Origin of the sequence: Pseudomonas brassicacearum (assembly GCF_000585995.1) — a bacterium.
Taxonomy (GTDB): domain Bacteria; phylum Pseudomonadota; class Gammaproteobacteria; order Pseudomonadales; family Pseudomonadaceae; genus Aquipseudomonas; species Aquipseudomonas brassicacearum_A.
The window spans coordinates 4,235,500-4,253,812 of record NZ_CP007410.1 but is presented as its reverse complement, the minus strand read 5'-3'; the positions used below and the strand labels follow the sequence as shown (position 1 = coordinate 4,253,812).

Annotated in this window: 15 protein-coding genes and 6 pseudogenes; 7 read left to right on the top strand and 14 right to left on the bottom strand. The window is 56.5% G+C overall.

The window, feature by feature from the left end:
- The first annotated feature begins 442 nt into the window (after positions 1 to 442).
- The 3 genes from CD58_RS17940 to CD58_RS17930 all read left to right on the top strand — a co-directional run bounded on the left by CD58_RS17940 (position 443) and on the right by CD58_RS17930 (position 2,221).
- Positions 443 to 1,024, top strand: coding sequence for a hypothetical protein (locus CD58_RS17940; RefSeq protein ID WP_320109833.1), 582 nt, complete (start codon positions 443 to 445; stop codon positions 1,022 to 1,024).
- Complete coding sequence (locus CD58_RS17935) at positions 1,017 to 1,724, top strand: RES family NAD+ phosphorylase (RefSeq protein ID WP_025214379.1); 708 nt, start codon at positions 1,017 to 1,019, stop codon at positions 1,722 to 1,724. Before CD58_RS17940 ends, CD58_RS17935 begins: the two co-directional genes overlap by 8 nt.
- A 248-nt stretch (positions 1,725 to 1,972) precedes the next feature.
- Positions 1,973 to 2,221, top strand: coding sequence for a hypothetical protein (locus tag CD58_RS17930; protein WP_025214378.1), 249 nt, complete (start codon positions 1,973 to 1,975; stop codon positions 2,219 to 2,221).
- Between the two features lie 131 nt (positions 2,222 to 2,352).
- Here the strand turns inward: CD58_RS17930 and CD58_RS17925 are convergent, their stop codons facing one another.
- Complete coding sequence (locus tag CD58_RS17925; RefSeq protein WP_025214377.1) at positions 2,353 to 2,565, bottom strand: hypothetical protein; 213 nt, start codon at positions 2,563 to 2,565, stop codon at positions 2,353 to 2,355.
- Between the two features lie 846 nt (positions 2,566 to 3,411).
- Between CD58_RS17925 and CD58_RS29380 the strand changes: the two are divergent.
- A pseudogene (locus CD58_RS29380) lies at positions 3,412 to 3,582 on the top strand (transposase); the annotation flags it as partial.
- Between the two features lie 58 nt (positions 3,583 to 3,640).
- Here the strand turns inward: CD58_RS29380 and CD58_RS17920 are convergent.
- The 8 genes and pseudogenes from CD58_RS17920 to CD58_RS31690 all read right to left on the bottom strand — a co-directional run.
- Complete coding sequence (locus CD58_RS17920; protein WP_013692861.1) at positions 3,641 to 4,237, bottom strand: cytochrome c3 family protein; 597 nt, start codon at positions 4,235 to 4,237, stop codon at positions 3,641 to 3,643.
- A 9-nt stretch (positions 4,238 to 4,246) separates the two neighbouring features.
- Entirely contained in the window at positions 4,247 to 4,738 is a 492-nt protein-coding gene (locus CD58_RS17915; RefSeq protein WP_025214376.1) for a nitrate reductase cytochrome c-type subunit, read from the bottom strand.
- Positions 4,739 to 4,749: 11 nt separating this feature from the next.
- The gene (gene napA, locus CD58_RS17910; protein ID WP_025214375.1) at positions 4,750 to 7,254 is read right to left on the bottom strand and encodes a nitrate reductase catalytic subunit NapA; all 2,505 of its coding nucleotides are present in this window, start codon (positions 7,252 to 7,254) and stop codon (positions 4,750 to 4,752) included.
- The gene (locus tag CD58_RS17905) at positions 7,251 to 7,511 is read right to left on the bottom strand and encodes a chaperone NapD (protein WP_025214374.1); all 261 of its coding nucleotides are present in this window, start codon (positions 7,509 to 7,511) and stop codon (positions 7,251 to 7,253) included. The genes napA and CD58_RS17905 overlap by 4 nt, the downstream gene beginning before the upstream one ends.
- A 36-nt stretch (positions 7,512 to 7,547) precedes the next feature.
- A complete protein-coding gene (napE, locus tag CD58_RS17900; RefSeq protein WP_025214373.1) occupies positions 7,548 to 7,715 on the bottom strand; it encodes a periplasmic nitrate reductase, NapE protein in 168 nt (55 codons plus the stop codon).
- 250 nt (positions 7,716 to 7,965) lie between these two features.
- Positions 7,966 to 8,538 (bottom strand): annotated as a pseudogene (locus tag CD58_RS31930) (methyl-accepting chemotaxis protein); the annotation flags it as partial.
- 288 nt (positions 8,539 to 8,826) lie between these two features.
- Positions 8,827 to 9,627: pseudogene (locus tag CD58_RS31925) on the bottom strand (nitrate- and nitrite sensing domain-containing protein); the annotation flags it as partial.
- Between the two features lie 184 nt (positions 9,628 to 9,811).
- Positions 9,812 to 9,931, bottom strand: a pseudogene (locus CD58_RS31690) (type II toxin-antitoxin system RelE/ParE family toxin); the annotation flags it as partial.
- Positions 9,932 to 9,945: 14 nt separating this feature from the next.
- Here CD58_RS31690 and CD58_RS31685 point away from each other — a divergent pair.
- The 3 genes and pseudogenes from CD58_RS31685 to CD58_RS17885 all read left to right on the top strand — a co-directional run.
- Positions 9,946 to 10,234 (top strand): annotated as a pseudogene (locus tag CD58_RS31685) (DUF421 domain-containing protein); the annotation flags it as partial.
- 2 nt (positions 10,235 to 10,236) lie between these two features.
- A pseudogene (locus tag CD58_RS17890) lies at positions 10,237 to 10,595 on the top strand (hypothetical protein); the annotation flags it as partial.
- A 37-nt stretch (positions 10,596 to 10,632) separates the two neighbouring features.
- Complete coding sequence (locus CD58_RS17885) at positions 10,633 to 10,989, top strand: hypothetical protein (RefSeq protein ID WP_025214371.1); 357 nt, start codon at positions 10,633 to 10,635, stop codon at positions 10,987 to 10,989.
- Positions 10,990 to 11,455: 466 nt separating this feature from the next.
- Here CD58_RS17885 and CD58_RS17880 read toward each other — a convergent pair whose 3' ends face one another.
- The 5 genes from CD58_RS17880 to CD58_RS29370 form a co-directional block, all read right to left on the bottom strand.
- Positions 11,456 to 13,477, bottom strand: a complete 2,022-nt coding sequence (locus CD58_RS17880; protein ID WP_025214370.1) for a nitric oxide reductase activation protein NorD — start codon at positions 13,475 to 13,477, stop codon at positions 11,456 to 11,458.
- Entirely contained in the window at positions 13,478 to 14,293 is an 816-nt protein-coding gene (locus CD58_RS17875; protein ID WP_025214369.1) for a CbbQ/NirQ/NorQ/GpvN family protein, read from the bottom strand.
- Positions 14,294 to 14,307: 14 nt separating this feature from the next.
- A complete protein-coding gene (locus tag CD58_RS17870; RefSeq protein WP_025214368.1) occupies positions 14,308 to 15,675 on the bottom strand; it encodes a cbb3-type cytochrome c oxidase subunit I in 1,368 nt (455 codons plus the stop codon).
- 15 nt (positions 15,676 to 15,690) lie between these two features.
- A complete protein-coding gene (locus tag CD58_RS17865) occupies positions 15,691 to 16,548 on the bottom strand; it encodes a c-type cytochrome (protein WP_025214367.1) in 858 nt (285 codons plus the stop codon).
- A 669-nt stretch (positions 16,549 to 17,217) separates the two neighbouring features.
- Positions 17,218 to 17,568, bottom strand: coding sequence for a hypothetical protein (locus CD58_RS29370; RefSeq protein ID WP_034114485.1), 351 nt, complete (start codon positions 17,566 to 17,568; stop codon positions 17,218 to 17,220).
- Positions 17,569 to 18,313 lie beyond the last annotated feature (745 nt).

Sequence of the window (18,313 nt, the reverse complement as noted above, 5' to 3'; positions counted from 1 at the left end):
GTATCGAGTCAAAGCACCTCCAGGGCGGCCTTAGGCGTTGACGTCATGCAGTTTCAATCTCGTGGTGCGCTGAATTGTTTGCAGTGATGAGATTGTGGTCTGCTGACGGCGCCACATTGCTATGCCGCTCCTTGCGGTTTCCAACGCATGTCTTGAACGAGTTCGCTCGCAGCATCTGAATGTCAAGGTTGTGTCCTTGGGCTTCTCGCCTCAACGCCATGCGCTGAGCGACGGCACGGCGCGCTCCCTCAAACCTATCTATGCATCCGGATGAATGGAGGCTAGGCCAGGGCTGGGGTTATCAAAGATATGCTAGGATTGAATAGCGCAGATAACTGATGAGGGGATTTCCATGAGCGTTACAGAGCAATCGGGCGTCTCCACCTTGATCGGTACGCCTAAGGAGGCTCGGGCCAGCTTGAGCCGCTCGCATGCGGACCGAGTGCTGGTCGTGTCCTTCGATCAGGTCAACCTCAGCGTATTTGAGGTGTTGGCGGAAAACTTCGCCAATGTGGCCTCCTCAATGTATGAGGTGCTGCAGGAGCGTCAGGATCCGAAGTCGCTGGAGCGACTGGCCGAGGTGTTTGTGACGCGTAAGCCGCCGTCGCCTCGCCTGCTCAAGGAAGCGGCAATGCTGGTCCAAGCCCGTAAAACAGTCTTGGAAAGCGGTGATTGGCTGACCGCCGCGGACATCGCCCAGGTGGCCCAGTTGAGTACCCGCAACCCGAGTGCCCAGCCCAACAAATGGAAAAAACAGGGGCAAATCTTTGCCATCAGTCACGGTGGGGTCGACTATTTCCCTGGTTATGGCTTGGATCCGGATGCGGGCTATCGGCCGTTCAAGGCATTAGCCAAAGTTATTGAGGCTTTCGCTGGCCATAAGGACGGCTGGGGTATGGCTTACTGGTTCCGCTCAGATAACAGTTTTCTGGGCGGCAAAAGGCCCCAGGACTTGCTGGCATCGGCGCCTGATCGGGTGATTGCTGCCGCACAGGATGAAATCCAGGGCATTGTCCATGGCTAAGCAGCGTACCGAGTCCAGTGAGGGTAGGGCGACGCCTGTCACCGATTTGACGGCGTCCGTCACACCAGCGCCTGCGGCTACGTTGCACGTCACTTTCACCGTGATCGCCAAAGGCGATGTGCTTCATCGTGTGCATCAGGATAAGTATCAGCCTGATCAATTCAATCCCGGTGTACACGGCAACGCACGCTTCAGCCCGATCCAGGATGATCAGGGGCGGGCGATTCCTACCTTGTATGGCGGCACGACGGTTGAGTGCGCCTTGATGGAGACTGTCTTTCACGACGTTCCCCATACGGCTGGCTTCAAGAGCTTCGACAAAGGCAAGCTAAATGGACAGGTGCATTCTGCCGTCCAGGTTAGCCAACCGCTGCACGTGGTGGATTTGTCCAGCGTGCCCCTGCGTAAGTTGGGCATCACACGCAAGCAATTGATCGACACTGAGAAAGATCAATATCCTGCGACGCGCAAATGGGCCGAGGCAATCCACCGTCAGTGTCCAGATGCGCAAGGGCTGTCTTGGGTGTCGCGACAAGATGATTCGGCACGTGCGGTGGTGCTCTTTGGTGACCGGATTCCTGACGGCGCACTCCATCCGCAGGGGGCATCACGCAGCTTGACCGGCGACTCGACTGTGTTCGACACGGTGCTCAATCTGGCAGAGCGGGTTGGGGTCGTTATCATCGCGGGAAAAAGCTGAGTCAAAAGGGCCAAACATTGACCCTCGAATTCGCTCTATGAGGTAGGAATTGCCATTCCCCAATCTCAAGATCAACGCTGATGTCAGCGGGCTTTTCAGGGGCATTGGCGGTAGTTTGGTACGGGCCTGATGAAACATCGACGATCAATAGGTCTCGTGTGCATCCCCAGGAACGAACGGTGCTTGTCCCAGATCGCAGCAGGGACACGATGGCTGGCTCCGTGCTGGCCTTGGATGCGGAGCTCGTTATGATCGCCAACCAACCGTTGAATGATGAACTGGTGAGCCGGCTGGAAGATAAAATTCCAGCCATGGCGAAGGGCGCAATTCATGCGGCTTATATCAATACGCTGGCGGCCGGATTCAGTGTGATGGAAGTCCGTGATGGCATGCTCGTTGAGACAGTAGGCGATGGTCAGCACAAGGTTATTCGAGTGGCCAAGCCCAAGCATAAGGTAGCTTCGGGCAAGATTCTCAAGGTGCGCCGCTTCTTATAACGAAAGGTTGAGAGCCCCCGTATCTTAACGATGTCGCCGCGCAACGCGCGGGAAGTCTGAGACTTCGGCGAGTCCAGCCTTTATGCTGTGCAGGATAACCGCCAAGCTCGCCGGCGCGTTGGGTCCGCTGATCAGTGACCCTGGGCTCTCAGCTTAGCCAAGCCCTGTTTGATATGTCCGGCGTTCTCGCCGATCGTGTGAAGTGCCCCTCGGACGTTGGCGCCAATATCTGTTGCACTTTGGTTTTCTACCTTCAAGGTCAGTTCCATCACCGCAGCCTCCAAGGCGAGCTGATTTTGATATAGCCGCTCAAGAACATCAGAAAGTGAATATTCGCTGGGCATCGTTTTGGCTCCAATCAAGGACTCAAGAGCGTAGCAGCGGAAGGGGTGGAAACAAAGGGCGGTTGAATAAGCGAGCGCTACGCGATGCTCGCGCTCTGCGTGATATCGCCAGGGCGCTGGTCGCGAAGGGTATCGATCCCCGCGATCAGCGGCGCCTTGAGCGCAATGCCAAGCTTTTGAACCTGCAAAACACCTCCTGAGCGTCGTTTTAGCGTTGATGTGCTGCAGATCCTCGGCTTTTGGGAGAGGCGCGCGGCACCACCCGAAGATGTTGCCGTCGTGCGATGGGGTTCAAGCAATGCTGAATCGGGTTATGCCAACACCGTCGGTCTACCGTCGCCGGGCTTGAGAGCGATCGCGTGCAACACATCTGAATGCTAACTTTGTGCCCATAGACTCACGCCTCTACGCCATTGCACTGACCGGCGGCACGGCGTGCTCCCTTAAGCCTATCTATGCATCGGGATGAGTGGAGGGCCGGAGAGGGGAATTCTGCCGTCCAGGTTAGCCAGCCACTACATAACGCCCCGACTGGCTAATCGAAAGGTTCGCTGGACGTTCCGTACTCCGTACACGCAAGTTTGCCCTTCGCTGGCTGAGGCGTTATCGCCCTCTATTTCCGTCGACCCTATCAGACGAAGTAGGTTTCGAAATCCTTTTGCTTGTTGCTCCGGAGAGCGTGCGCCATCGACTATGTTGCCCATCGGTCGGGCTGGGCGACAAAGGCTTGGTGTGCATTCGAATTCGGAGGAACCTAACCCGTTTTTCCTAAAATCAATTTAGACAAAGGGGGTAGAGAAGTGAAGCGTAGCTGCTGGATCTGTTGGGGCGATGTATATCGAAAAGGAGACAGCCGCCCAGCTTCTACCGACAGCTGGAGACAACAGCGATTGCTTTCGCTCGGGATCTAGTTTTGCTTCCCTTTGTGGCGTCAGCCCCGTCCAGACACCTTCAGGACAGTTCAGTCGCCATCGCTTAAATCGAGGCGGTGACCGTGCTGCCAATAGCACCTTGCACTGATATCGATGGAGGGGATTCATTCTCACAAAAGACTATTGGCTCCCGACCACTTTGATTACCAACCTTTCACCCCACTCATGTCAGGCAGCTTATGAGCAATGCCCTTGTGGCAATCGATGCAGGTTGCCTCGCCATTGGCCAGTGAGGTCGAGTGCATGCTCGAGGCGCGCTTGCTTTGCCGGGTGAAGTCCATGAATTCGAAGTTGTGACAATTGCGGCATTCTCGCGAGTCGTTGGCCTTGAGTCGGGCCCATTCGTGCTCGGCCAGTTCACGTCGCAGGGCGAGGAATTTGTCGCGGGTGTCGATGGTGCCGAAAATCTTGCCCCAGACCTCCTTGGAGGCCTGCATCTTGCGCGCGATCTTATGGGTCCACTCGTGTGGCACGTGACAGTCCGGACAACTGGCGCGTACGCCGGAGCGGTTGGTGTAGTGGATCGTGTCCTTGAGCTCGACAAACACGTTGTCACGCATTTCATGGCAGGACACGCAGAACGTCTCGGTATTGGTCGCCTCCAGGGCAGTGTTGAAGCCGCCCCAGAAAACGATACCGGCGATAAAGCCCCCAAGCGTCAGGAAACCCAGGCTGTAATACAGGCTCGGACGACGCAGGACGCCCCAGTAGTCCTTGAGCAAGGCGAACAGTGCTTTCATGTTGCCTCCTCAAGGTTTCTTCGTGGCGTTGGCGTTGGCGTTGTCTTGCAGCAGTTTGTCGATTGTCTCGAAATTGTTTCCCACCAAAGGCTTCACGTCCGCCTGCGGTACATGGCACTGGTTGCAGAAGTACCGACGTGGTGAGACGGCCGCCAGCGCTTGGCCATCGCGGTCCATGTAGTGGGTGATGCTGATCATCGTTGCCTGGGTCCGTGCGCTGTTGGCACGGCTGTGACAGGACAGGCACTTGTTGCCGTTCGCGTCGACCTGATAGCCACGGATGGTGTGGGGAATGGTCGGCGGCTGGTCCGGGTAATTACGCTCGCGTTTGAGGTCTTTGTTTTCTTCATCGGTAATGGGCGGGGCGGGCATGTTCTGGGACAGAGTGCCGCCGGGGCGACGCCCATCCGGAGCTGGCGCGTCGAGCGGGTAGTCGATTTCAGCCGCGATCACCACGCCAATCGCGGCAAGCAGAAACAAGGGCAGCATTCGAAAAAGCATCAGGGTTCTCCTCAGGCCACGCTGACCAACTCGATGCGTATCGCGCACTTTTTGTAGTCGGTTTGCTTGGAGATCGGGTCGGTGGCATCGAGCGTGACCTTGTTGATCAGCTTGTTGGCGTCGAAAAACGGCACAAATACCAATCCTTGAGGCGGCTTGTTGCGCCCGCGGGTTTCGATGCGCGCACGGATCTCACCGCGTCGGCTGATCAGCTTCACTTCACTGCCGCGCCGTGCTTTCAAGGCCTTGGCATCCTCGGGATGCATGTACACCAGCGCATCCGGCACGGCTTTGTAGAGTTCTTCGACTCGCTGGGTCATGCTGCCCGTGTGCCAGTGTTCAAGAACGCGCCCGGTGCTCAGCCAGAACGGGTAGTCCGCATCCGGTGCCTCGGCCGGCGGTTCGTAGGGGAGGGCGAAAATGATCGCCTTCTTGTCCGGATAGCCATAGAACTGCACCTCGCTGCCTTTCTCCACATAGGGGTCCAGCCCCTCGCGATAACGCCAGCGGGTTTCCTTGCCATCCACCACCGGCCAGCGCAGGCCCCGTTCACTGTGGTAACGGTCAAACGCGGCAAGGTCATGTCCATGGCCGCGACCGAATTGGGCGTACTCCTCGAATAGCCCCTTCTGCGGGTAAAACCCAAAGGCCTTGGCTTCATCGTTTTTGTAGCCGGCTTCCAACTGCTCGACGGGGAACTGGTCCACCTGGCCATTTTTGAACAGTACCTCGAAGAGGGTCTTGCCCTTGAGCTCAGGTGCCTTGGCGAGCAATTCGGCGGGCCAGGTTTCATCGGTGGTGAAGCGCTTGGAAAATTCCATCAACTGCCACAGGTCCGACCGGGCGTCTCCCGGTGCCGTCACCAACTGATGCCAGAATTGCGTGCGTCGTTCAGCGTTACCGAAGGCGCCTTCCTTCTCCACCCACATGGCGCTGGGCAGAATCAGGTCGGCGGCCTGGGCGGAAACGGTGGGGTAGACGTCGGAGACAATCATGAAATTGTCCGGGTTGCGCCAACCCGGCAGGACTTCCTGCATGATGTTCGGTCCGGCCTGCATGTTGTTGCTGGCCTGGGTCCAGCACACGTTGAGCACACCGTCCTTGAGCATGCGGCTCTGTTCCACCGCGTGGAAGCCGGGCTTTTCCTGGATGGTGCCGGCGGGCAGCTTCCAGATTTTCTCGGCGGTGGCGCGATGCTTGGGATTGGTGACCACCAGGTCGGCCGGTAGTCGGTGGGAAAAAGTCCCCACTTCACGTGCCGTGCCACAGGCCGACGGTTGACCAGTCAACGAGAACGGGCTATTGCCCGGCTCACTGATCTTGCCGGTAAGCAGGTGGATGTTGTAGATCAGGTTGTTGGCCCAGACGCCACGCGTGTGCTGGTTGAACCCCATGGTCCAGAACGACACGACCTTACGCTTGGGGTCGGCATACAACTGCGCCAGGCTTTTCAGTCGCTCAGGTGCAACCCCCGTCTCCCTGGCGGTTCGCTCCAGCGTGTAAGGCTTGACGAAGGCGGCGTACGCCTCGAAGTCAATATCCGTCCAGGTGTTGGCCTTGCCGGCATTCTTCGCGCTGGTTTCCCGTGGGTCGTCAGGACGCAGGCCGTAGCCGATGTCGTCGGCACCCCGGGCAAAGCGAGTGTGCTTGCTGATGAAATCCTGGTTCACCGCGCCGCTTTCAATGATGTGGTTGGCGATGTAGTTAAGAATCAGCAGGTCGGTTTGCGGCTTGAACACCATGGGGATGTCGGCCAACTCGAAACTGCGATGTTCGAAGGTGGACAGCACCGCCACTTTCACATGGGGCTGGCTCAGGCGGCGATCGGTGACCCGGCTCCAGAGCACCGGGTGCATCTCGGCCATGTTCGAGCCCCAGAGCACGAAGGCATCGGTGGCTTCGATGTCGTCATAACAACCCATGGGTTCATCGGCGCCAAAGGTGCGCATGAACCCCATCACCGCCGAAGCCATGCAATGGCGGGCGTTGGGGTCGATGTTGTTGGTGCGAAAGCCGGCCTTCATCAGTTTATTGGCGGCGTAGCCTTCCCAGACCGTCCACTGTCCGGAGCCGAACATACCGACCGATTCCGGCCCCTTGTTTTTCAGGGCTTGCTTGAACTTCAGCTCCATGATGTCGAAGGCTTGCTCCCAACTGACCGGCTGGAATTCTCCCTGCTTGTCGTACTGACCGTTCTTCATGCGCAACAGCGGCTGGGTCAGGCGATCAACGCCATACATGATCTTTGAAAGAAAATAGCCTTTCACGCAGTTGAGCCCACGATTGACTTCGGCCTTCACGTCGCCATGGGTGGCGACCACCCGGTTATCCCGGGTCGCGACCATCACGCTGCACCCGGTGCCACAGAACCGGCAGGGCGCCTTGTTCCAGTCCAGGGTGACCATATCCGCTTCGGTTACCAGGTTGCTGGAAGAGGTTACGATCGGCAGGCCCGCAGCGGCGGCTGCAATGGCGGCGGCCTGGGTCTTGACGAATGCACGGCGGGTCATGCTCATTCGATGTCTCCTTCGGGCTCGAGGAGTTCGTGATAGATCAACGCCGCGTTGAGTACGCCGGGCAGGTTGTTGATCTGGTCGATGCGTTGCAGGATCTGGCTTTCATGCACGGCTTCAAGCACTACCACCAGTTTTCCGGCGGCACTTTCCTGATGCAGTTCCAGGCCATCGAGCAGGCGCAGGTTGGCCTTGACCGCGTCGAACATCTCCGGTCGGGCAAGTACGACAAGACTGGCGATATGCAAGGTTTCGTCCATGAACGGGCTCCAATAGCCTCAAGAAAAAGCCACCGGTCAGAGGGGTGGGCCAGGAGGGCCATACAGCATCTGGAAAAACCAGACGAGGAAACCGTAGCCGCCGACGATGGCGACCGACAGCAGCGGAAAGAGGAACACGACAAGGAAGAGGAACAGCCGGGTTTCCTTGCGGCGATCAGGTTTGCGTTCTTCAGCCAACGACATTGGGGCTTCTCCAGCCGAACCTGAATTTATACTAGGACAGAAAAATCAAACTGGCCTATTTGTCCAGTTTTTATGACGAGCGGCTATGTCCCATATGAGTCCAACAGCGGCAAGTCCTGTTCTTCATCTACTATTTATTTTCTAGGGAGAGGGAGCTTGCTCCCGGTTCCGCAGCGACGTCCTATCGCTGCGCTTGAGTTAGAAAATAGTAAAGATCAGTATTCACCAACGAGCTGGGTACATAAGAATATCAAGTCATTTTGAAACGACTCACCATGACTTGTTGGTGTTCTGCCAACCTGGCTAGCTCCGGGCTAGTCGCTGCTGTTTGATCAGCTCCGGCGCTGACCTGAATAGCGACATCGTTGATTTCCATCACATTTCGGTTGATATCTTCCGCAACGGCACTTTGCTCCTCGGCAGCGGTGGCGATCTGCATGTTGCGGTCGCTGATGCTCGAAACGCCCACGGCAATCTCCGCCAGTAGTTCCCCCGCGCGCTCGATATTGGAGGCACCGGTGCGCGTCTTGCTCAAGGTTTCCTGCTTCGAACTGGTGGCGCGATCCGAGCCAGCCTGCAGTTTGGTGATCATGTCTTGGATGTTTCCAGTGGACTCTTGGGTTCTTTGAGCAAGCGTACGCACTTCAGTCGCGACCACCGCGAAACCACGTCCATGGTCGCCGGCCCGCGCAGCTTCGATGGCTGCGTTCAGAGTCAGCAGGTTAGTCTGTTCGGCGATGCCACGGATAACGTCTAGCACAGTGGAAATCGAATCACTTTCATTTTTCAGCTCGACAACGATGGCGGCGGTTTGATCCGCTTGCTCGGACAGGTCTTGGATGACACGGACGGTCGCCTCGATTTCTTTTCTGCCTTTTTCGGTGCTTTGGCTCACCTGTTGTGACAGGGCTGCCGCATCGCCGGTGCTCTGCGCAACATCACGAACCGTAGCGCTCATCTCATTGATGGCCGTGACCACCAGTTCCGTTCCCTGGCGTTGGCGTTCAAGGCTCTGGCTGGTCTGAAATGTGACAGCCGAAGACTCTTCTGCTGCAGTGGCCACTTGCGCGGTCGCGGTTCCAATTTCTTGAATAATTTGACTGAGCTCGGTGGCCGTGCGATTTAGGTTGTTGGCAATTGTGCCGAACTCATCCCGCCCCTCATAAGTGGCGCGGCTGGTGAGTTCTCTTTCGGAAAGAGCGATCAGCACGTTATTGACTTCGCCTACTGCTGCCCTAATGTTACGGATGATGCAGTACGACAGCAGGGTCACTGCCGCCACTGCACCGCCTACCGAGCCTAGGACAACCCATAACACGAAATATGCGTGGTCGTGCGCCTGATTGGCCAACTTGCATATGTGCAGGCTGAGCGCATTTTCGACGTCACTCATCTGGTCTATTCTGGCTGTCGATAGCTTAAACCAAGACTCGGCTGGGACGTCGAGCGAGTGGCCCATAGGCGTTTCGAAAATCAGTCGCTGAAGCCTAGCCACTTCCATAGCGTCGGCTGCCGCCATCTTATCGTCCAGTTGACGGACGTAGGCCTCATCGGCACTGCCGCGAAAGCCCTCAGCATAAGCTGAAAATTCGCCGAGGTTTCGGCTGAAGGTTGAGAGCAGTTCTGAATCTACACGGTTCTGGTTGAACACCACCCCCAATGTCGCGCGCTCCCGGCCGGCTCGCTCTTTCATCTCGATGAACTGATTGAGTGAGGAAAGGCTTCGCGCCAACTCTGGCTTTTCCACACTGCGTTGAAGTGCATGAGTGTAGGCGATCAAGCAGCCTCGTATTTCGCTTAGTACCTTTCCTGAAATTGGTCTTGGGATGCTCCCGTTCTGTATGATGTGGCCAGGGTGCTGATCGCTAGGCTCCTGGTCATGAAAAATGCCTAAAAAGCGGTTGCTCAGCATTGAAAGTGGTATGCAAGTTGAGCATTTTGTTTCTGGTTGCGGGCCTCAAACATCCGGTCGGACCCAGAACCTCCCGCTTCAATTGACTGCTCCGTCGACTGACAGCTAGGCGCTCAGGTTCAGATGTAGAGGGGGCTGACTTTCGCTGTTCATGGCCAGTTAACCCCTTGAGCCAGGTCGGTGTTCAGTCGTTGGTCAGGTGCAGTTGCACTTCTAGGGCGTCATGCAGGAGTCGGACGACTTCGATCACGTCGTCGTTTGCCACACGATAGAACTCGATATGGCGTGGGCTCTTGACCGTCCCACACCATTTACCTGATGTTGATGATTCTGTTCAGATCGTCGGCAGGCGCTCCCCGGCGCAACTCACTACCTTCGACCTAGTGTTATTGATGGTGATCCGCGAGGCCGCTCAGCAGGTGTTGCTGGGCGATGATTTTTCGTTGACCAACGCCGTTTTGGTCATTGTCACGTTGACGCCATTGACATTGGTTTCTCATTGGTCAAACAGCGCTCACGCTGGTTTTTCCGTGTGCTCGATGGCGGGCCGACGATCGTGGTCGAAGACGGCAGAGTACTCGCTGAGCGCCTCAAGCATTCGCGGCTGGCAACGATGTCGGACTGCGCATTGCCGCACTCGAACCGGAACGCTACACCGGGGCAGGGTTCGCCATAAGCCACGCCAGCACCTTACGATGCGCGAAGTGAGCAGTCATAGTCTGCTATTGTTGATTTCCGATGGCAAACCTAATGATATCGATCAGCATAATGGTCGTTATGGTGTAGAAGACATGCGCCAGGCAGTCACCGAAGCTGATTTACAAGGCATCTATTCCTTCTGTTTGACCATCCACCGGCAGGCAGCAAACTATCTGCCTGCGGTATTTGGCGCGCGTCAATCCGCCTTGTTGCCCAGACCCGAGTTGTTGCCCGGCGTGAAGGGGATCAAAAGGCTGGTGATGGCTTGAACCTCCACAATTCGCCTTCTCTTTGGAGAGTCCTCTTATGCCTAAAGACAAGACCCCATCGTCGGTTGTTGCACAACAACTTCAGATGACGCTTTCGAGATGGGACGCTGAAGACACATCAAAAGCTTTTCCCACCCAAGGCATTAATGAGTTTCCTGAATTATCAAATACCGAGTTGGTTCACCTTCGTGTTCGTGTGATTGCACTGGAAAATCTGGTTATCGCGTTGCTCGCCCAAGGGACGGATCAACAGCTTACGGTCGCGCGTGAAATGGCTGGCTACATTCGGCCTAGACCGGGTTTTACCCAGCACCCTTTGACGATTCATGCTGCATCCCAAATGGTCAACAGCGTCGACCGTGCAGTGAGATTTCGAAAGCTGTCGGAAATATGAACAACCATCCTCCATTCGGTATGCAAGAGACTATTCGCCAATGATCGAGGCCTGCTTCAGTTCGACAACGGCATTGGTGGGTGTAAAGGCTTGTGGCTTGATGCGTGCAACCTTTGATCTGGCTCTGGATTTCTGTCGGATCCAGCGTCGTGGAGGCCTGCTCCCGGTTATTGAGCACCCGGCCTCGGTGTATTGGCTGATGCCAAAGGCGCCATCGAGGCACTGCGCGGCCTGGCCTGCGCGACACAGCTTGCTCTGCATTCAAAGATTTAGGTTTAGAAGTTACTGTGCGCGTCATCGCAGTGCCTCGTCCTGAATAAGGTTTACACCTTCTGACCTATCTTCAGGAGGAACCAATGGATTCAGGAAAAGGCGCAGTCATGAAGTCATCTCCCCACTGACGGGAAACTTCAGTCATGAGCCGAAAACCGCCTGCCATGAAAAAACCTTGGCGGGCGTCTCTCGTTCACGCTGATACCAGTCGTTTGATCCAGTCCAGCAGCACACTGGGTAGCAACTCGGGTCTGTGCAGTAAGGCATATTGCCGCGAGCCGAATACCGCTGGCAGGTAGTTCGCCGCCTGGCGATCGATAGTCAAACAGAAGGGATAGATGCCTTGGAGCTTGGCTTCGGTTACGGCCTGACGCATGTCTTCGACGCCGTAGCGGCCTTCATACTGGTCAACATCGTTGGGTTTGCCATCGGAGATCAGCAATAAGAGACGGTGCGTGGCAGCTTCGCGCATCAGCAACGTGCTGGCGTGGCGCAGGGCGGCGCCGGCCCGGGTGTAGCGTTCCGGTTCGAGAGCCGCTATGCGCCGACCGACTTCAAGGCTGTAACGCTCATCGAAGGTTTTCAGAGTTCGGATCGTGACCCGCTGCGGCCCTTCGCCGGAAAACGCCATCACACTATAAGGCTCGCCCAGGCTCTCTAGCGCCAGGCAGACCAGCAGCAACGCTTCGCGCTCGACATCAATGACCCGACGATGGCAGGACAGCCAGCTGTCGGTGGAGCCGCTGACGTCGATCAGCAACATGATCGCCATGTCGCGACGGCCACGACGCTGGGTCTGATACAGCGCCTGCGGCATGCTCAGGCCAGCTCGGGCCTCGGCGCAAGCGTCGATATACGCTTCCAGATCGATTTCGTCTCCGTCCCATTGTTTGCGTAGCCTGACGCGTTGGGCCCGCAGACTTTCGAATTGCCGACGGATGGCATCCAGCACCGGACGATGAGCATCAAGGGTTCGCTTGACCCATTGCTGCGGGCCTTCCCGAACAGGACACAGTTGCAGGGTCGCCCCCGGATCACGGTACACCTGGTGGTGATAATCCCATTCGGGATAGCTGATCGCGTGGGTTGCGAGGTCCCGTGCACGGTGCTGAAATCGGGTCCGTGGCGGGTCGAGGGACAGCAGCACTTCTTTCGGGCGACCTGCCGTCACCACCAGCCGGGCTTCGTTGAGTTCGGACAAAGACTCAGCGAAATCAGCCGCAGGGGTATCGGTATCCCGGTCGGTCGGGCGCTGCATGCCCATGGGGTCTTCGGCTTTTTCCAGCGGTTCGGCGGGTTGCACCATCCATAGGCCTTGTTCCTGATCGTCGTCCTCATCGGCACAGGCCTCGCGCGCAGTGGGCTGACGTGTGAGGCGGGCACTGCGTGGCAGGGCATCGTCGGTGTCGACTTCACCGGGCGGGGGCGAGACTTCCTGACCCGCCGACGGTTCGCGCAGGTCGCCGGTCCAGGCATCAAGGAGAAGCCTGTCTGGGCCGAGCCCGTGAGATTCTTCGCAGAGGAGGAGACGTTGCGCGAGTGCTTCCGACAGTTGCAGCGAATCGGCGGTGTGGGTGGGGGTCGCCAACTCTTCCAGAGGCGCGCCGCATTCATTGTTCAGCAGTAAACGCAGGAAGTTTTCCAGGGGTTGTCGCTGGCTGGGAAAGGTGTGAAGCGGCGGGCGGGTCGCCAGGGCATGCTGGCGCAAGTCATGGATCGAGGGCGCCAATCCCGGCAACAGGCGTATCAAATCCGCATCAGCCGCCCAAGCTTCGAGAAGTAGATAGACGCTGCGCTGCATCGGGTTGTCGAGGGCTGACAGGGCGTTTGCACTGCCTCGTTGGGCGCGCATCGCTTGTTGCAAGGCCAGGGCTCTATAACGCTTCAGGGTGGGCGGATTCTCGCTGCTTCCCAAATCCTGCGGTAGCCATATAGTCACGCCATCGGTCGCTGGGACGGCGCTTTGCTGACACGGCTTTTCGTGACGCACAAAAAGTTTCTTCAACAGCGTAGGGGGCGAGGGCGGTTGCGCGACGCGCAGCGAATAGTGGGTGTTGAACACTGCCTTGATCAGCAAGTCGAGGTGTTGTGCGACATCCCCGAGGGTGACGATTTTTTCAGTTTCCGAGGGGGGGCGGTGACGACGCCACAATGCCTGTGCATACACCGTCGCGTGACGTGCAACATCGGTAATGAGGTCCTCGGCTTCGGCCATTTAGATAAATGTCAGGTCGACAAGGTCGCGCATGGCAGCGACCAGTACCGCGTCGTCGGACAGCGGCGAGATCAACGCGACCCGACAGGCGATGGGCGCAGCAATGCCGCTGGTAATCAGTCGCGCAGTGGCAATCAACAGACGGGTACTGGGGACTTCCGCCAGGCCCCGGTCCTGCAGGGCGCGTATTCGCTGGGCGAGGGTGACCAGCGCGTGGGCGATGGCGTAGTCGGTTCCACCTTCATGGATGACAATGGCGATTTCGCGCTCGGCCGGCGGGAAATCGAAATCCAGCGCCACAAAGCGCTGTCGAGTGCTCGGCTTCAAATCCTTGAGTATTCGTTGGTAGCCGGGGTTGTAGGACACCACCAATTGAAAGTGTGGCGAGGCTTCAACGATTTCGCCGATTTTGTCCAGGGGCAGAATGCGTCGGTGGTCGGTCAGCGGGTGCAGGACGACAATGGTGTCTTGCCGCGCTTCGACCACCTCATCCAGGTAACAGATAGCGCCTTCGCGCACCGCCCGGGTCAGCGGGCCTTCCGTCCAGTGGGTACCTTGGTGACCGATCAGGAAGCGCCCGACCAGGTCGCTGGCACTCAAGTCGTCATGGCAGGAAATAGTGATCAGCGGGCGCTTGAGACGCCAGGCCATGTGTTCGACAAAACGGGTCTTGCCACACCCGGTGGGTCCTTTGAGCATGACAGCCAGCTGCTGTGCATGGCATTGATCGAAGATCGCCACCTCGTCGCCGCTGGACTGGTAATAGGGTTCAGCTTGCTGCGGCGCGGATTCTGCGGCCGACAGGTTCTGCTGCATTCGCGAACGATCCATTACAACGCTGCGCCCGACGCACGAGGCACCAGAACCGGATCGGCTTCATCGACATTGAATTGCGGCGCATGGCGGAAAAAATCGAAGATAAACAGCCCGACACCCAGGCTGAACATCGACGCCGTCGCCACCAGCATCAGGAAATGCACCTGAATCTTCAACTGCACATCCAGATAGCCCATGCCGAGAATGCGTTCCAGGTACACCTGAGCAATGCCCGCAGTGGCAAATGACAGGGTCATGCCGAACATCCCTCCCAACTGCAGCCAAAATGCCCAATAACCGATACTGCTTTCTTCCACGGGACGACGGGTCATGCCTGGAAGTGCGTAGGTGATCATCGCCAGGACTATCATGGCATAGGCCCCATAGAAGGCCGCATGGCCGTGCATTGCGGTAATCAGGGTGCCATGGGTCCATTTGTTGACGTCGGGGAAGGTATGAGCCAGACCGAGGAGGCCAGCGCCAAACATGGTGAACAGGGCGCTGCCCATGGTCCAGTGCAAGGCCAGTTTGTTGGGATGAGAGAGGCCGGAGCGGCGCATGGCGTTGTAGGCGTAGATCGCCATACCGACCAGCGCCATAGGCTCAAGTGCACTGAAGAAACCGCCCAATGGAAGCCAGTAATGGGGGACGCCGATCCAGTAATAATGGTGGGCGGTGCCAAGGATACCGGCAATGAACACCAGGCCGACAATCACGTACAGCCACTTCTCCATGACCTCGCGATCAGCACCGGACAGTCTGATCAGCAGATAGGCCAGAAAGCCGCCCTGGATCATTTCCCAGACACCTTCGACCCACAGGTGAATCGTCCACCAGCGGTAGTAGATCGATACCACGTAGTTTTCATAATGCAGCAGTGCAGGCAAATAAAGCACGGCGGCACTGGCCAGGCCCAACAAAAGAACGCCTTCGGTGGCAGTGAAACGCCCGGCTTTCTTGATGGTCATGCCGATGTTGTAGAGAAACATCAGCATGCAGATCACGATCACGATCTTGTGCGGCAGCGGTTGTTCGAGCAGTTTGTTCCCGGTGCCATAACCGAACAGATAGCCCAGCACGGCGGTGACCCCCATGGCCGTCCACAACCCGAGCTGGATATACGCCAGTTTGGTGCTGTGCAACTCGCCACGGGACTCGTCCGGCACCATCCAGTAGGTTGCCCCCATGAACCCGGTCAGTACCCAGACGATCAACAGATTGGTGTGTATTGCCTTGGTGACATCAAAGGGCAACACGTCCATCAGGGGATCCGGTCCGAGGTATTTGGCCGCCGAGAGCAAGCCGAATACCAGTTGCAGACCGAATAGCGCCATGGCAACGGCGAAGTACCAGTAAGCGACGGATTGAGATCTGTAACGCATGGTCATCCCCTTTGATTACTGGAACGACGCCAGATAGGCGACCAGTTGATCGATCTGTTCGGGCGTTAGCGATTTGGCGAAGGTGTCCGGCATGAAAGACATGCCATTGGCGGAATACATGTCGCCCGGATGCAGGTACGCGCTTGGCGTGACGATGGATTCGCGGATGAAGCCTTCGACGTCCTTGGCCTTGCCCTTGTAGTCAGGCGAGGCAATGACCTGTTTGGCCCGAGCAGCCAACCCGGCCAGTGTCGGTCCGGCGAGATTGACTCCCGGTGCAATCGAATGACAAGCGCTGCACACCGGTGTGGCCGTGGTTCGAAACAGCGCCTCGCCCAGGGCGATCGGGTCTTCCTTGTCGGACACCGGGCGTGCGGCGGGTGGCTGGTTGCCACCGGCGACATTCTGTTGCGCAACGGTGAGGTCCATGCCGGGAATCGACGTGCCGGTCACCAGGATCGGCCGCGGCGGCCAGCCTTGATTGTCGACCTTGCTCACCCAATCCATAAAGGCGATCAACGCCGCGATTTCTTCGTCGTTGAGTTTTAGGTTCGGCATCAACCGGCGATGACGTTGCTCGTCATAAAACTTTGAGGGGTCTTTGAGGAACGCGGTGAGATAGGGGGTGCCGCGCTGCTGGGTGATTTTCGTAAGGTCCGGAGCGTAATACGCGCCTTCACCAAACAACGTATGGCAATTGATGCAATTGTATTCATGCCATACATCCTTGCCGCGAGTGACTTCTGGCGTGATCTGTTGAGCGTTGGTCAATTTTGGAAACTGCCGGTGACTATCAACCGTCATGCCAAGAAACACAATGGCGGCGATGGCCGTCGATATCAGCGCGAACGAGCGTGTCTGGCGTTTGTTCATTGCGAACTCCCTAGACGCCGATACCCGTCCAATAGGTGATGCCGATAACGCTGGCATAAACGACCGCGCTGGCCATCAGCACGAGCACGGCATAGCTGACTATCTTCAAAGCTTTTTGCACGGCTGCATCCCGAGTAGAAAGTGCAGTTGGAAAGTTCTTGGAAAAGCGCTCTGCCGGTTGGGTATTATTAACGATACCAAGCGCTGCATATTTGAGTGTGGTGGTTCAAGTTGTGAGAATGAATGATCTTGAGGGTAGTAGGCTTTGCATGGCTGTCAAGAAATTCTATGAAATTTTAACAAGTCGTAGTGACGGATACATAGAAGAAATTGAAATAATCAGGTGAAGCAAATGATCAGCATATCTCTATTGAGGGCGGAGGCGCATGGCATTCAGTCATGGTCAACCGTAAGCTCGATGGCTTCATGATATTTTGAGATCGGTATTTCGTCTCTTTTCATGATCCGGGATTCAAATTTCCGATCTAGATAGAGTCGATCGAGTAATCAAGGGCGGCGCAGCTCGAAAAAGTCCGAACGGTGGGAATCCATTTAGGAATCTGATCAAACATCGAATCGTTAATGATAGATATCAAAAACGACTTAAAAAGGCCCGCAAGCGGGCCTAAAAAGGGGGGGCTATTAGTCGCATGAAACTGTTCCGGCTTCTTACTCCTCAACTGCCACCAGTCGCGCACCTTTACGCGTGACCTGCTGCCCGACTTCAAATCTGGCATTGGGTGAGCGCACTGTACTAGTCTCACCTTGTGTGTTTTTTACTTGATAAGCGGTTTCAGATTTACCAATCCCTGTTTGCACCGCACTGCCTGCGAAAAAACCGCCAGCTGCGCCGACTAATGCACCAATCGGCCCCCCTACCGCGCCAACCATCATTCCGGTCAAGGCGCCGAAACCCTTGCCGGCAGTTGTGTCGGGGACTTCACGGATTATCTGGTCTGCCAGGCATAGCGGAGACAGTAGAGTACACAGGGTAAAACTGAGCGCGATTGAACGAGTCATGACATTGTCCCTTTGGGGTTTGCGTTAAGTTCAATACTCAATACACAAAACGGGCCAAGAATTTTATTCAACAATATCAATTAGTTAAGTATTTGAATGGTCATTACGACCTAGTCCGGAAAGGGTCATAATGACAAAACAATAGTCAATATGACTTCTCGACTGGTGGCTTATTCGGCGCCAGCTTACGGGACAGACGGTGAAGCGCCGCTAATAGACAATCCACCTCCTGAGAAGGTGCGACGCATCGGCGCGGGCAACAAGGGAGCAGCAGTAGAACTGCAATCATGGCGGCTACCGAGATTCCAGAGTTGTCGGGTGCCGAATTAGTCTGCCTTCATATCCGAGCTCTTGCCTTGGAAAAGCTAGTAATCAAAGAGAAGGTAGTCCGCTATGATTCTGCGATGACAACGCCACCAGACGGCCTCCCACATAGGATCGCATCGCTGGTCCTGACTGAGTTCTTGCAAACGCAAAAAAAGCCTGTTCAAGTTCTTCGGACGATGCATGGTCGCCATAGTTATGAAAACTTTATCTGATCCAGAGTCCATTAGTGTGGGCGCGATTCGGATATGTAAGTTGCTGCAACTTGAATATTGGCTCGGTCCAACAATACCAAGAGTGCTAACTATGACAATGAACATCGACTCCGTTTACTGTCTCTTGGAAGGCTTAGGCGTAGGGTTAAACGCTTCACCATCGATTGATGGTCCGTCGCCTGAAATTATATTTGCAGGGGGGGGGG